The organism is Actinoplanes philippinensis, assembly GCF_900113015.1.
GTDB lineage: Bacteria > Actinomycetota > Actinomycetes > Mycobacteriales > Micromonosporaceae > Actinoplanes > Actinoplanes philippinensis.
Map to the genome: position 1 here is coordinate 178,083 of NZ_FONV01000014.1, position 12,643 is coordinate 190,725.

The 12,643-nt window shown below is 68.5% G+C and carries 16 protein-coding genes; 8 read left to right on the plus strand and 8 right to left on the minus strand.

Going from position 1 to position 12,643, the window contains the following annotated elements; all coding sequences use genetic code 11:
• Positions 1 to 66 precede the first annotated feature (66 nt).
• From BM290_RS34515 to BM290_RS34535, 5 genes are all read right to left on the minus strand, one after another.
• Entirely contained in the window at positions 67 to 588 is a 522-nt protein-coding gene (locus tag BM290_RS34515) for a DUF6226 family protein (protein WP_093620125.1), read from the minus strand.
• Positions 589 to 647: 59 nt separating this feature from the next.
• Complete coding sequence (locus BM290_RS34520; protein ID WP_093620126.1) at positions 648 to 845, minus strand: DUF397 domain-containing protein; 198 nt, start codon at positions 843 to 845, stop codon at positions 648 to 650.
• A gap of 215 nt (positions 846 to 1,060) precedes the next feature.
• On the minus strand, positions 1,061 to 1,255 hold the full coding sequence (locus BM290_RS34525; protein WP_093620127.1) for a DUF397 domain-containing protein: 195 nt from the start codon (positions 1,253 to 1,255) through the stop codon (positions 1,061 to 1,063).
• Positions 1,256 to 1,285: 30 nt separating this feature from the next.
• Entirely contained in the window at positions 1,286 to 2,182 is an 897-nt protein-coding gene (locus tag BM290_RS34530; RefSeq protein WP_093620128.1) for a helix-turn-helix domain-containing protein, read from the minus strand.
• Between the two features lie 191 nt (positions 2,183 to 2,373).
• The gene (locus BM290_RS34535; RefSeq protein WP_093620129.1) at positions 2,374 to 2,811 is read right to left on the minus strand and encodes a DUF6232 family protein; all 438 of its coding nucleotides are present in this window, start codon (positions 2,809 to 2,811) and stop codon (positions 2,374 to 2,376) included.
• Between the two features lie 418 nt (positions 2,812 to 3,229).
• Here BM290_RS34535 and BM290_RS34540 point away from each other — a divergent pair, with 418 nt between their 5' ends.
• From BM290_RS34540 to BM290_RS34550, 3 genes are all read left to right on the plus strand, one after another.
• Complete coding sequence (locus tag BM290_RS34540; RefSeq protein WP_239143912.1) at positions 3,230 to 3,676, plus strand: DUF2231 domain-containing protein; 447 nt, start codon at positions 3,230 to 3,232, stop codon at positions 3,674 to 3,676.
• 31 nt (positions 3,677 to 3,707) lie between these two features.
• A complete protein-coding gene (locus tag BM290_RS34545) occupies positions 3,708 to 4,253 on the plus strand; it encodes a type 1 glutamine amidotransferase domain-containing protein (protein ID WP_093620131.1) in 546 nt (181 codons plus the stop codon).
• A gap of 206 nt (positions 4,254 to 4,459) precedes the next feature.
• Positions 4,460 to 5,209, plus strand: a complete 750-nt coding sequence (locus BM290_RS34550; protein WP_093620132.1) for a hypothetical protein — start codon at positions 4,460 to 4,462, stop codon at positions 5,207 to 5,209.
• Here the strand turns inward: BM290_RS34550 and BM290_RS34555 are convergent.
• From BM290_RS34555 to ku, 3 genes are read right to left on the minus strand one after another with little or no spacing between them, the layout of a single operon-like run.
• On the minus strand, positions 5,202 to 6,506 hold the full coding sequence (locus tag BM290_RS34555; protein ID WP_239143911.1) for an MFS transporter: 1,305 nt from the start codon (positions 6,504 to 6,506) through the stop codon (positions 5,202 to 5,204). The genes BM290_RS34550 and BM290_RS34555 overlap by 8 nt on opposite strands.
• A 54-nt stretch (positions 6,507 to 6,560) precedes the next feature.
• Positions 6,561 to 7,049: an NUDIX domain-containing protein gene (locus BM290_RS34560; protein WP_093620133.1), complete on the minus strand. Its 489-nt coding sequence runs from the start codon at positions 7,047 to 7,049 to the stop codon at positions 6,561 to 6,563.
• A gap of 13 nt (positions 7,050 to 7,062) precedes the next feature.
• Complete coding sequence (gene ku / locus BM290_RS34565) at positions 7,063 to 7,965, minus strand: non-homologous end joining protein Ku (RefSeq protein WP_093620134.1); 903 nt, start codon at positions 7,963 to 7,965, stop codon at positions 7,063 to 7,065.
• A gap of 63 nt (positions 7,966 to 8,028) precedes the next feature.
• On the opposite strand from ku, the gene ligD (BM290_RS34570) reads away from it, so the two are divergent.
• The 5 genes from ligD (BM290_RS34570) (at position 8,029) to BM290_RS34590 (ending at position 12,596) form a co-directional block, all read left to right on the plus strand.
• Positions 8,029 to 8,970 (plus strand): non-homologous end-joining DNA ligase, encoded by a 942-nt coding sequence (gene ligD, locus BM290_RS34570; RefSeq protein WP_373871127.1) that lies wholly within the window; start codon positions 8,029 to 8,031, stop codon positions 8,968 to 8,970.
• Positions 8,960 to 9,868 (plus strand): non-homologous end-joining DNA ligase, encoded by a 909-nt coding sequence (gene ligD / locus BM290_RS34575; protein WP_093620244.1) that lies wholly within the window; start codon positions 8,960 to 8,962, stop codon positions 9,866 to 9,868. Before ligD (BM290_RS34570) ends, ligD (BM290_RS34575) begins: the two co-directional genes overlap by 11 nt.
• Positions 9,869 to 9,934: 66 nt before the next feature.
• Positions 9,935 to 11,131, plus strand: coding sequence for a tryptophan synthase subunit beta (gene trpB, locus BM290_RS34580; protein ID WP_093620136.1), 1,197 nt, complete (start codon positions 9,935 to 9,937; stop codon positions 11,129 to 11,131).
• Positions 11,128 to 11,892: a tryptophan synthase subunit alpha gene (gene trpA / locus BM290_RS34585; protein WP_093620137.1), complete on the plus strand. Its 765-nt coding sequence runs from the start codon at positions 11,128 to 11,130 to the stop codon at positions 11,890 to 11,892. The genes trpB and trpA overlap by 4 nt, the downstream gene beginning before the upstream one ends.
• Positions 11,889 to 12,596: a GntR family transcriptional regulator gene (locus BM290_RS34590; protein WP_239143910.1), complete on the plus strand. Its 708-nt coding sequence runs from the start codon at positions 11,889 to 11,891 to the stop codon at positions 12,594 to 12,596. The genes trpA and BM290_RS34590 overlap by 4 nt, the downstream gene beginning before the upstream one ends.
• Positions 12,597 to 12,643: the final 47 nt, after the last annotated feature.

Sequence of the window (12,643 nt, forward strand, 5' to 3'; positions counted from 1 at the left end):
GTATCGAGAATCGTGAGGTGACGGTGGGGGCGGGCAGCCTGCTCGGCCACCCGCCCGTGACGGGGATCAGAGAGAGCGGCGCTGCCAGGGCGCCCACTGGATCGCCGCGGCGAAACCACCGCGCCGGGCGTCCCGGGCTCCGGCCGCGGACAGCGGCCCCTCCCGGTCGTATTTGACGCCCGTGCCGATCAGCCTGGTCTCGAACCAGGACCCGCTGAATCCACGACGTACGCGTTCCCACAGGCCACCCTCGATGAGCGCCTCGGTGTGGGTGCGCAGCCGGTCGGCCAGGACGGCCGGATCCTCGTCGCAGGTCTCGCAGACGCAGGCCGGCAGGGACTCCCACCACCATCGGCCGAACCGGAGCGTCAGCCCGAGCTCGGTGAAGTGGACCGCCAGGGGGGCGGCGGTCGGCATGCGGGGGATGAGCCGGACGGTCCGCACGAGCGCGTCGTCGAGCCCGAGCGGTTCCTTGCTCTCGCGGCGCTCCACCTGGAAACGCGCGGAGAGCTCGTCCAGCAGGGTTTCGGCCGCCTCGTGCAGAGAGGCGAAGCGGTCGGTCTCGGTGGCACCCGGTTTGCCGTCCACCAGTGCAGTATGCCGCGCTCGGCCCGCGGCGCCGGGCTCCACCAGAGGAAGGTGAGTCATCAGAAACCGAAGGTTCCCGCCTTGACTCCTGCCACGAATGCGTTCCACTGCTTCACCGGGAAGCTGAGGGGCATCGTGCCGGGATTCTTCGAGTCGCGGACCAGGAACCGGTCCGCGAGCCGGGCCACCTCGACACAGGCGCCGTGGGAACATCGACCGCTTCGGCGCCAACGGGGCTCTTCCGTCGGTTTGATCATTTCTGTGCACCTCCGTGACGGTTCGGAATCCACGTTAGGCGAGGGACCCGGGACCGGCCGGACGGTTGCATGAGTGAAAATGAAAAACGACGCTTTCCTCCTCGAATGGGAGTTGTGCGCCGCTGATTTATGGCTATTAATCTGTTTTGTGAATTTTGTTGGACCGGCCCGCTCTGATTTCTCCCCACAGCCAGAGCGGGCGCGACCGAACGACTTCAGAAGCGGAACTCGCCCGCGGCCACACCCTCCACGAAGGCGTCCCACTCGGCCTGCGTGAAGCTGAGAGCAGGGGCCTCGGGGTTCTTCGAGTCGCGGATCAGGTACTGGTCTTCGACCTTGGCGACCTCGACGCACGTCGACGTTCCGCAGCGGCTGCTCTTCCGCCAGGCGGGCACGTTGGTTTCTTCCATCGGGGACCTCTCGAAACGTATCTCGGTGATTTATGTGTTGTCCGGAGACGCGGCCTCGGTATTCCCGCGTTCCAGTTCCTTTATCTGCCGTTCGATGAATTGGATCGTGTCTTCCTCACCAGCGGCTTCGCTCCAGACGCGGTCGTAACGAGCGCGATGTTTCGCGATCGCCTCCCGGTCCTCGATCATTTCGTCATTGAGACCGGTTTCCCGGTAGAGCACCTCGCCCTGGCCCAGTTGAAGCAGGTCGAAGCTGGCATTGTTGGTCACTGACGCGTCGAGCGAGAACGGCACCATCCGGATGCGCACGTAGCCGTTCTCGGCCTGTCGCTTCAGGTGGCGGAGCTGCTCCGCGAAGACCTCCGGGCCGCCGATGGTGCGGCGGAGCACCGACTCGTCCACCATCAGCAGGAACGCCACCGGGCGGGTCTCCAGGACCTCGCGACGCCTGTTCCTCGCCTCGATACGCCTCGTGCGCTGATCCTCGGAGAGCTCGTCCTCGAACCGGGACATCAGCGCTTCCGCGTAGGCGGGCGTCTGCAGGTGACCCGGTATGTAATAGATCGAGTACGAGCGGATCTCGGAGGCTTCGCTCTCGTACTCGATCAGTTTACGCATGCCGTCGGTGAGGGTGTCGCGGAATTCCGCGGCCTGATACCACGCCTGCTGGCGTGTCCGGGAGATGCGTGCGGCAGCGACCAGATCGGCGACGACCGCCTTGTCCTTGACGCCGAGAAGAGTCAGCAACGGCCGCAGATCGTTCTGGGAGATGCTGACATCCCCGTTCTCGATCCGGATCACCTTGCTGTGCGACCACTCCATCGCCTCGGCGACCTGATTTTGGGTGAGCCCGGCTCGCTCGCGCGCTTGTCGGAGCGCGAGACGCACGCGCCGGCGCGCGATCGTCGGCGAGTCACCCTCGGTCATGAGTCCTTCAACGTCGAAGTGTGTGGTGACGCCTAGTAACGACTAAGCTTCGGTAAGCCACCTCGCTGACTGCCAGGTGGCAACCAGCGAGGTCGCGGACATCCTATTACTGTCCTATCAGAACGACGGGTGCAAGGTGCGGTTTTGATCAATTCGAGATCTCACCCGAGAGATCCTCGCGAAATCCCAAGTCAAGCCGCTGCGAGCCCGTAACCCCAGGAGGTGCGCCGCCGGTCTTCCATGGCGCGGCGCAGAGCCCGGCTCACCTGGTTGAAAACGCGTGGGTCGGCGGACGAATAGAGGACCACGGCTGTTCCGTGATACTGCGCGTGCAGCTCCCAGCGGCCCGGCTGGCGCCACATCATGGCTACTCCGGGTATGGCCAGGGCCAGGAAGGCGAGGACGTAGACGGCCGGGTCCGGAAGCAGGATCCAGCCGGCTGCGGCCGCGGCGATGGCGACCACGGCGAACGCGGGAGCGTAGGGACGGACATGGGCGGGCGCCTGGACCAGGCCGACGTTGCGAAGATCCGGAATGGTGAAGACCTGCGGAGAAGTAGTGGGGTGCCAGACGAACCGATCGTCGGACACCAAGGCGTCCGGCCCGCGATAGTAGATCCGTGTGCGCATGGCGAACTCCTCTTCACGGATTCTTGCGAGAGGGGAAGGGGCGGAGCCACCATTGGCGCGAGAGACCCATTCCCGCCTCGCTCGAGTCGCAACGAACGAAGCCGCTGAGGAAGCCGCCGCCGAGTGGTCCTCGGAGGCAGACAACGGCACCCGTTTGCCGCCGGGTGCCGTTGCTTGTCTCTCCCTCCAACTCCGCCCTTGTTGCCCTGTAAGAAGTGAAGCACGCCACCCTGCAGTCCGCCATCTTTCAATCTGCCATGTTGCAGACTGCGTACAAGCTGTGCGACGTTGACGACACCGGCCCATCGGCGGTCGCCTACGTGTTTGCCCCCGGAAGCGACCGGGTAGGCCAGACTCGGATGCCACTACGAGCCTGCGTTTGTGCAGGTAGGAAGGGCGAAACCGAATGGAGAGCCGATTGAGCGTCGCCGGTCAGGCGGTGCAGCCGATCCTGGTGATGTTCCCGTTGGGGCTGTTCGCGATGGCCGTCATGTTCGATATGGCGGACCTGGTGGGCGGTCCTGACATCCTCGGTGCACTCGCCTACTGGAACATCGTGGCGGGTCTGGTCGGCGGGGCCCTGGCCACTGTGGCGAGCGCCGTCGACGTGATGTTCGCGCGCCGCTCGCAGGACCGCCGGCTCGGCGCACTGCGCAGCCTGATCAACGTGGGTGTGCTGGTGGTGTTCGCGGTGATCGCGATGCTGCGGGTGCAGGCCGCCGACCGGGCGATCGGTGGCGGGTTGTTCACCGTCGAGCTGCTGGCCCTCGCGCTGGCCGGGTTCGGCGCCTGGTTCGGTGGTGAGCTCGCCAACGGGCGGCCGCCGGCGTTTGCCCGCGCCGCCGTCGGGAACCGGAACTACTGACGGATTCCGGCGACCGAGAGGGGCGACAGTCATGACCACCGCATCGATCAAGGGGAAGCGGGTCGCTTTCCTCGCGACCGACGGCGTGGAGGAGATCGAGTACACCGAGCCCCGCAAGGCGGTCGAGACGGCCGGCGGGCGGGCCGAGCTGATCTCACTGAAGGACGGTGAGATCCAGGCCGTGAACCACATGGACAAGGCCGGCACGTACCGGGTGGAGAAGACGGTGCGCGACGCCGACCCCGAGCAGTACGACGCGCTGGTGCTGCCCGGCGGCGTGGCCAACCCGGACTTCCTGCGGGCGGACGCGGACGCGGTCCGATTCGTGCGCGACTTCGTGGCCGCGGGCAAGCCGGTCGCGGCCATCTGCCACGGCCCGTGGACCCTGGTCGAGGCCGGCGTCGTCGACGGCCGCACCCTGACCAGCTGGCCCAGCCTGCGCACCGACCTGGTCAACGCCGGCGCCACCTGGGTGGACGAGCAGGTCTTCGTCGACGACACCCTGATCACCAGCCGCAACCCGGACGACCTTCCGGCCTTCTGCGAGACCCTGGTCGACCGCCTGGCCGCGGCCTGACCGCTTCCGCCGGAGGCCGGTCCCGGCCTCCGGCGAGAAAGCGGCAAAGCCGTTTCGGCTCTTTCGGTCTGACCATTGGGACAGGGTCGCCCGGACGCGCGGCCAGAAGTGCGCTCGGCATCTGGAAAGCGACGACCGGCAACATGCAGGATTGCCCATACGTAACGACGAGACGGAACCGTCCGTTCGTTGGGGGAAGGGAATCCATGCGCAAGTCTTTTGTCCGCCGCGGCCTCGCGGCGGCTCTGGCCGTCTTCACCGGGCTGACCGCTGTGGCGCTGACCGCGGCGCCCGCGCAGGCCGATCCGACGCTCGCCGGCGTCACACTGTCGACCGGCACGGTGGTCCTCGACGGCGACGCGGGCTGCGCCAACCGGGTGAAGGTGACCTACAAGGTCTACGACCCGGCGAACGATGCCTACGTGACCGGAGACGTGCTCGGGTCCGACGGTGACATGGTCGACTTCCTGTTCCCGTCGCAGTCCTCGCGCAGTGGCGACTACGTCTACCTCACCGACTGGATCTTCATCTGCGGCGGGTTCGACCCGGTCGGGCGGTACACGATCCGTACCGAGCTGGAGTGGACCGACGACGACTTCAACAGCCACGTGGCGGAGCGGGTCGACACGTTCTACGTCAAGCGGCCGACGTCGCTGAGCTACAACGCGACGCCGGAGCCGGTGAAGAAGAACAGCGCGCTCACCCAGACCGGCGTGGTCAAGGCCGACCCGGTCGGCTACGGCGCCAAGTACGGTCTCAAGGGCGCCGTGGTGAAGTTCTACTTCAAGGCCGACGGCGCCAAGGCGTACGTGTACCAGGGGCAGACGACGACCGGTACGGGTGGCAGGTACAGCAAGAAGATCAAGGCCACCCGGTCCGGGCTGTGGAAGGCCGTCTACGAGGGGAACTCGTTCCGTCAGGCGCAGACGGCGTACGACGCGGTCAAGGTCAGGTGAGCGGACGGCCGGTGCGGGAGGCGGCGGTGGCGTTCCATTCGTCGTCTGCCGCCTTCTTCAGGGCCATGCCGTGTTCGCCGTTGTAGCGGAGGAACTTCGGCAGGGCCGCGGCCAGGGCCAGGCTGCCCGCCACACAGAGCGCCCCGCCGACCCAGATGGCGCCGGCCACGCCGAGTCCGGTACGGGCCATCGCGCCCGCCCGGAGCTGGCCGAGCAGCGGGCCGGTGGTGTACGACAGCATCTCGATCCCGGCCAGGCGGCCGCGCAGATGGTCGGGAATCGTCTGGTTCCAGATGATCATGCGGAACAGGCCGGAGACCATGTCCGCCGCTCCCGCGAAGGCCAGGCAGAACAGGGTCAGCCACAGGGTGGTCGACAGGCCCACGCCGACGATGCCGACACCCCACAGCGCGGCCGCGATCAGCACCATCAGGCCGTGCCGGTGCACCCGGGCCGTCCAGCCGGAGCCGATCGTGGCCAGCAGTGACCCGACCGCGGGCGACGCGTAGAGCAGGCCCAGCACCCGGGGGCCACCGAGGTCCTCGGCCAGGAACGGGTAGAGCGCGGCCGGCATGCCGAAGAACATCGCGTTGATGTCGACCAGGTAGGTGCCGAGCAGCTCGGGGCGGGACTTCGCGTACTTCAGGCCGTCGACCACGCTCTTCACCGACGGGCGGTCGGCGGCCACCGGCGGCGGAACCGCCTTCACCAGGAACAGGCAGACCAGCGAGACGGCGAAGGTCAGCAGATCGAACGCGTACACCCAGGCCAGGTCGAAGGCGGCGAGCAGGATGCCGGCCAGCGGCATGCCGGCGAGCTGGGCGAACTGCATGCTGAGGGACTGCAGCGACATGGTGGCGGGCAGCTCCTCCGGCTTCACCAGCCGGGGAACCATCGCCTGCAGGGCCGGGCGCTGCAGACCGGCGACCGCGGCGGTGAGGAACGCGGCGACGTAGAGCAGCCACAGGTGCGGCTCGTCGGAGAGCGAGTTGATCAGCAGGATGCCGCAGATCGCCGCGAGCGCGGCCTCACTGCCCCAGACCAGCAGCCGCCGGTCGATGTAGTCGGCCAGCGCCCCGCCGACGAACGACATGATGAAGAGCGGCAGCAGCTCGCAGACGCCGATCAGGCCGACCATCAGGGGGTCGTCGGTCAGCTTCGCCACCTGGTACGGGATGGTGACGTAGCTGATGAACGAGCCGAACGCGGTGACGAGGCCGGCGATGAAGACGAGCCGGAAGTCCCGGGAGGTGCGTAACGGGGACAGGTCCAGGCTCAGGCGGCGCTTCGAGGTCACGAAGGGTCATCCTGCCCCAGGAGCCGGAGCGGCGCACCGCGATTTAGGCCACCCTTACTTCATCACCAGGACGCCGGTCTCGCGGAAGGTGGCCAGGTCGGCGAGCGCCTCGTCGATCACGAACGACTTGGGGCCGGGCAGCGCGTCCAGCGGGAAGAAGCCGGCGTCGACACTCTCCTCGGTCTGCCGCAGCAGCTCGCCCTCCCACGAGTGCACCACGAACGTCATCAGCACCTGCTGGTACGTGTGCTGATACTCGTTGGTGTAGGTGTACGCCGTGTAGAACGCATACGGCGTCAGGGACGTGGCCCGCAGCCCGGTCTCCTCCCACAGCTCGCGGACGGCGCAGTCCGCCATGCTCTCGCCGAGCTCCATGGCGCCGGCCGGGATCGCCCAGCGATGGTTGTCGGACCGCTGGATCAGCAGCAGCCGGCCCTGCTCGTCGAAGACCACGGTGCGCGCGCCGACGAAGAAGATCGTGTCGGTGTCGCCGATGCTGGCCCGCACCTTGCCGAGGTAAGAATCAGCCCATGCAAGTCCCATGGGAGAAGATTAGTCACGCTGACTTCTTGGTGGCCTTCCGCGGCGTGGTGGTTTTCCTCGCTGCCGTGGCACGGGGCGCCCGGGACGCCTTTTTCGCGGGTGGGGGCGCGTCGTCCGTACCCTCTGATGGTTTTTCGCCGCGGGCCTGCTTCGCGCGTTCGACGGAGGCCTTGAGCGCCGCCATCAGATCGATGGCCGCCGCCGGCGCCTCCTCGGCCTCCTCCGGCTGGACCACCTCGCGTCCCTCGACCTTGGCGTCGATGACCTCCTGCAACGCGGCCCGGTAGTTGTCGGTGAACTCGTCGGGCTTGAAGCTGCCGGCCATCGAGTCGATCAGCGAGCTGGCCATCGCGAGCTCGGCCGGGCGGGTCTCGATGTCGTCGTCGAGGAAACCGAAATCGGGGGTACGGACCTCGTCGGGCCACATCATCGTGTTGAGGACCAGCACGTCGTCGCGGACCCGGAGGGTGGCGAGCTGTTCGCGCTGCCGGATCGCGATCTTGACGATGGCCACCCGCTCGGCGTCCCGCAGCGCGTCGCGCAGGAGCACGTAGGGTTTCGCGGCCTGGCCCTCGGGTTCCAGATAGTAGGCCTTCGCGAAGAGGATCGGGTCGATCTGCTCGGACGGGACGAATTCGAGCACGTCGATGGCGCGTGACGTGCTCAGGGGCAGGTCGGCGAAATCCTCATCGGTCAAGATCACCATTTCGCCGCCGCCGATGTCGTAGCCCTTGGCGATGTCGTCATAACTGACCACCTCGCCGTCCACCGAGCAGGTGCGCTGGTATTTGATCCGGCCCCCGTCGGTGCGATGCACCTGGTGGAAGCGGATGTCCTTCTCCTCGGTCGCCGAATAGAGCTTGACGGCGATCGACACCAGACCGAATGAGACAGCGCCCTTCCAGATCGCTCGCATGTCCTCAGAATGGCATCACTGGGACGCCTGCGTAAGGTGATTGCTTCTGCCTATGGTGATCGGGTGTCCGGATCACCGCTCACCCCGATGCTCGCGACCGCGGGCGGGTTGCCGGTGGGCCCGGACTGGAGCTTCGAGTTCAAGTGGGACGGCGTCCGCGTCCTGGCGCTCTTCAGCGGCGGCCCGCCCGCGCTCTACGCCCGGTCCGGGGCGCTGGTCACCGCCGCCTATCCGGAGATCGCCGACCTGCATCTGCCGGAGGGCACCCTGCTGGACGGCGAGATGGTGGTCTTCGACGCGGCCGGCCGGCCCTCGTTCACCGCGCTGGCCGAGCGGATGCACGTCCGCGACAAGAGCAAGGCGGCACGGCTGGCGGCCACTCTGCCGGTCACCTATCTGATCTTCGACCTGCTCTACCTGGACGGCATGGACTACACCGGCCTGCCCTACCTGGCCCGGCGCGAGCGCCTGGAGGAGCTCGACCTGGCCGGCCCGCACTGGATGGTGCCGCCGTCCTTCGGTGACGGCCCGGCCACCGAGGCCGCGGCCCGGGAGAACCGGCTCGAAGGCGTCATGGCCAAGCGTTCCGACTCGGTCTACCTGCCCGGACTCCGCTCGCCGGACTGGGTCAAGGTCAAGTTCGACCAGACCGGCGACTACGTCATCGGCGGCTGGCGGCCCGGCGCGCGCAAACTCGGCGGCCTCCTGATCGGCGTGCCGACCCCGGAGGGCCTGGCCTTCCGGGGCCGGGTCGGCGGTGGCATCGGCGCGGCGGCCGAGCGTGATCTCCTTTCCCGGCTGGCGCCGCTCGCGACGACCGATTCGCCGTTCGCTCCCGGTGCGGTGCCGCGCGAGGATTCCAAAGGAGCACATTGGGTACGCCCGGAGTTGGTGGCCGAGATCCGCTACGGCAACCAGACGCCCGACCGCCGTCTGCGCTTCCCCCGGTTCCTGCGGCTGCGTGACGACAAGAAGCCCGCGGAGTGTGCCGAAGATGCCCCGTGACCGGATCCCGGTGACCATCGAGGGCCGTGACCTCGAACTCTCCAACCTGGACAAGGTCATGTACCCGGTGACCGGCTTCACCAAGGCCGAGGTGATCGACTACTACACCCGGATCGCCCCGTTCATGCTGCCGCACCTGCGGGGCCGGGCGGTCACCCGGATCCGCTATCCCAACGGCGTCGACCAGGCGCATTTCTTCGAGAAGAACAAGCCCGGGGGTACGCCGTCCTGGGTCCGCCTGGAGACACTGCCGGTGCCCGGTTCCACGAAGAGCCGGGAGACCGTCGACTTCGTGGTCGTCGACGAGCTGGCCACCCTGGTCTGGCTGGCCAATCTCGCGGCGATCGAGCTGCACACCCCGCAGTGGCGGATCGGCGCCGACCCCGACCTGCTGGTCGTCGACCTCGACCCGGGCGCGCCGGCGGCTCTGCGGGAGTGCTGCGCCGTGGCGGTGCTGATGCGTGACCGGCTGGCCGCCGACGGCATCGCCGGCTGGCCGAAGACCTCGGGGAAGAAGGGCATGCAGCTGTGCTGCCCGATCTCCGGCACCCAGTCCTCGGAGGTCGTCTCGGGGTATGCGAAGCGGGTCGCCGAGGAGATGGCCCGGATGGTGCCCGGCTCGATCACGGCCAAGATGGCCAGGCAGCTGCGCCCCGGGAAGATCTTCATCGACTGGAGCCAGAACGCCGCGGCCAAGACCACTGTCACGCCGTATTCGCTGCGCGCCGGCGAGAAACCGACCGCCTCCACCCCATTGACCTGGGACGAGGTCGTCTCGATGGCGACCGGGGAGTCGGAGTCGTGGCAGTGCGGCGCGGCCGAGACGCTGGCCCGTGCCGAGGAGCACGGCGACCTGTTCGCCGGACTGCTGGAGCCGGGACCGCCGGTGCCCACCTGATTGCCGGCTCCCACAATCTGTGTGTATAACTGTTCTAGAACACAGTTCTAGAACAGTGGAGGTGTCATGACCGAGATCGCGTTGCCGCGACCGGCCGCCGGAGTCATGAGCGATCCCGGCGCCCTCGGGCGGTTCGGGGAGTACGGCGGCCGCTATGTGCCCGAGTCGCTGATCCCCGCCTGCGCCGCGCTGGAGGAGGCGTTCCGTGACGCCTGGTCCGACCCGCGGTTCCGTCGCGATCTCGACCGGCTGCTCGCCGTGCACGCCGGGCGGCCCACCGCCCTCACGCCGGCCTGGCGGCTCTCCGCCGACCTGGGGGTGAACGTGCTGCTCAAGCGCGAGGACCTGGCGCACACCGGCTCACACAAGATCAACAATGTGCTGGGGCAGGCGCTGCTCGCCAAGCGGATGGGCAAGACCCGGCTCCTCGCCGAGACCGGCGCCGGACAGCACGGCGTCGCCACCGCCACCGCCGGCGCGCTCCTCGGCCTCGACGTGACCGTCTACATGGGCGAGGTCGACATCGAGCGGCAGGCGCTCAACGTGTTCCGGATGAAGATGCTCGGCGCCGAGGTCGTCCCGGTCACCAGTGGCACCCGTACGCTCAAGGACTCCACCAGCGAGGCGCTCCGGCAGTGGGTGACCTGTGTGGACGAGGCGCACTACTGCCTCGGCTCGGTGATGGGGCCACACCCGTACCCGTGGATGGTCCGGGAATTCCAGCGGGTGATCGGGGACGAGGCGCGGCGGCAGTGCGCGGCCGAGCTCAGCACCGGGATCCCCGACTACGTGGTGGCCTGCATCGGCGGCGGTTCCAACGCGGCCGGCACGTTCGCCGGGTTCGCCGACACCGGGGCACAGCTCGTCGGCGTCGAGGCCGAGGGTGGGGCGGCGGTCGCGTTCGGGCAGGTCGGCGTGCTCCACGGGTTCCGGTCCTACCTGCTGCAGGACGAGAACGGGCAGGTCAGCGAGGCGCACTCGATCGCCGCCGGGCTGGATTACCCCGGCATCGGGCCGGAGCACGCACACCTCAGGGACAGCGGGCGCGCCCGGTACGTCACGGTGAGCGACGAGGAGATCGTCCCGGCGGTACGGCGGCTGGCCCGTACCGAGGGAATCCTCCCCGCCCTCGAATCCGCGCACGCCATCGCCTGGGTGATCCGGGCCGCCGAGTCCGGGGAGCTCCCACCCTGGTCGACGGTGCTGGTCACGCTCTCCGGGCGCGGCGACAAGGACATGGCGACCCTGATGGCGGCGTCATGACCACGCTGCCACGCACCGGACGACCCCTGCTGGCGCCCTACATCACCGGGGGCATCCGGCCGGACTGGACCGAATACCTGCACGAATACGTCCGCAACGGCGCCGACGCCATCGAGATCGGGCTGCCCTTCTCCGACCCGATCCTGGACGGACCGACCATTCAGGAGGCCTCCGACACCGCCCTGCGCCGTGGCGTGACCGTCCGGAGCATCCTCGACGAGGTGGCCGCGATCGACGCCGGTGTCCCGCTGATCGCGATGACCTACTACAACCTCGTGCACCGCGACGCCGCGGCGTTCTGCCGTGACCTGGCGGCCGCCGGGATCCACGGGCTGATCGTGCCGGACCTGCCGGTCGACGAGTCCGCCCCGCTCGCCGCGGCCGCCGCCTCCGCGGAGGTCGACCTGACCCTGCTGGTCGCGCCGACCACACCCGCGGCCCGGCTCGCCGAGATCGCCGCGGCTTCCCGGGGTTTCGTCTACGCGGTCTCGACGATGGGCACCACCGGCTCCTCCTTCGCCGCGTCGGGCGGTCGCCTCGCCACCGAGGTGCGCGAACTCACCGCACTGCCGGTCCTGCTCGCGTTCGGCATCGCCACCCATGCCGACGCGGTGACCGCGGCACGGTCGGCCGACGGTGTGGTGATCGGGGCCGCGTTGATGCGGCGCATCCTCGACGGCTGCTCACCGGCGGAGCTCGGCGCGGTGCTGGCCGGGTTCCGCAAGGCGCTCGACGAGGATGGGTCAGACTGTGTTCCGTGAAGATTCCCGCCTACCGGCGCATCGCCACCGACCTCGCCGATCGCATCCGGGCGGGGGAGTACCGGCCTGGTGACGCGCTCCCGGCCCAGCGGGAGTTGAGCGCCGGCTACGGGGTCACGCTGATGACTCTGCGCCAGGCCCTGCAGGAGCTGCGCGACGAGGGACTGATCGTCCAGCAGGCCGGGCGGGGGACCTTCGTCGCGCCGGTGCAGGCCGCCTATCGGGTCGACACGTTGCGCAGCTTCGTCGAGGACCTGCGCGAGCAGGGCCATCGGGTCGCCACCGAGGTCGTGGCGGTCGCTCTGGACGGGGGTCTTCGGCTGGAGCGGGTGCGCCTGCTCGGCGACCGGCCGGTGATCCACCAGACGTCGTCGGTGCCGGCACCCTGGGCGGCCGCGATCGCTGACGAGGACTTCCGGCGGGTGTCGCTCTACGCGGCGCTGGCCGAGGCCGGGGTGACCATCGTGCGGGCGTCGGAGCGGATCGTTCCGGGGCTGCTCACCGAGCCGGTCGCCGGGCATCTGCGCCGGCCGGCCGGGGAGGCGGTCTTCGTCAGCGAGCGCACCACCTACGGCATGGACGAGCAGGTCGTGGTCGTCGACCGCGCGGTGATCGTCGGCGATCTGATAGAGATCCGCGCCGAACGGGCCGCCACCCGCCTGTCGCTGCAGTGGGGGACGGTACGGGACCGTCCATTCGGTTGATCGACGACTTTGATCTTCATGCGTAACGTGCTGAGGCAACCGATACG

Coding starts and splice junctions, on each gene's coding strand:
- BM290_RS34545 (WP_093620131.1), top strand. CDS start 3,708: ATGACCACCGCATCGATCAAGGGGAAGCGGGTCGCTTTCCTCGCGACC.
- BM290_RS34550 (WP_093620132.1), top strand. CDS start 4,460: ATGCGCAAGTCTTTTGTCCGCCGCGGCCTCGCGGCGGCTCTGGCCGTC.
- BM290_RS34530 (WP_093620128.1), bottom strand. CDS start 2,182: ATGACCGAGGGTGACTCGCCGACGATCGCGCGCCGGCGCGTGCGTCTC.
- BM290_RS34560 (WP_093620133.1), bottom strand. CDS start 7,049: ATGGGACTTGCATGGGCTGATTCTTACCTCGGCAAGGTGCGGGCCAGC.
- BM290_RS34520 (WP_093620126.1), bottom strand. CDS start 845: ATGATCAAACCGACGGAAGAGCCCCGTTGGCGCCGAAGCGGTCGATGT.
- ku (WP_093620134.1), bottom strand. CDS start 7,965: ATGCGAGCGATCTGGAAGGGCGCTGTCTCATTCGGTCTGGTGTCGATC.
- ligD (WP_093620244.1), top strand. CDS start 8,960: ATGCCCCGTGACCGGATCCCGGTGACCATCGAGGGCCGTGACCTCGAA.
- BM290_RS34525 (WP_093620127.1), bottom strand. CDS start 1,255: ATGGAAGAAACCAACGTGCCCGCCTGGCGGAAGAGCAGCCGCTGCGGA.
- BM290_RS34535 (WP_093620129.1), bottom strand. CDS start 2,811: ATGCGCACACGGATCTACTATCGCGGGCCGGACGCCTTGGTGTCCGAC.
- trpA (WP_093620137.1), top strand. CDS start 11,128: ATGACCACGCTGCCACGCACCGGACGACCCCTGCTGGCGCCCTACATC.
- trpB (WP_093620136.1), top strand. CDS start 9,935: ATGACCGAGATCGCGTTGCCGCGACCGGCCGCCGGAGTCATGAGCGAT.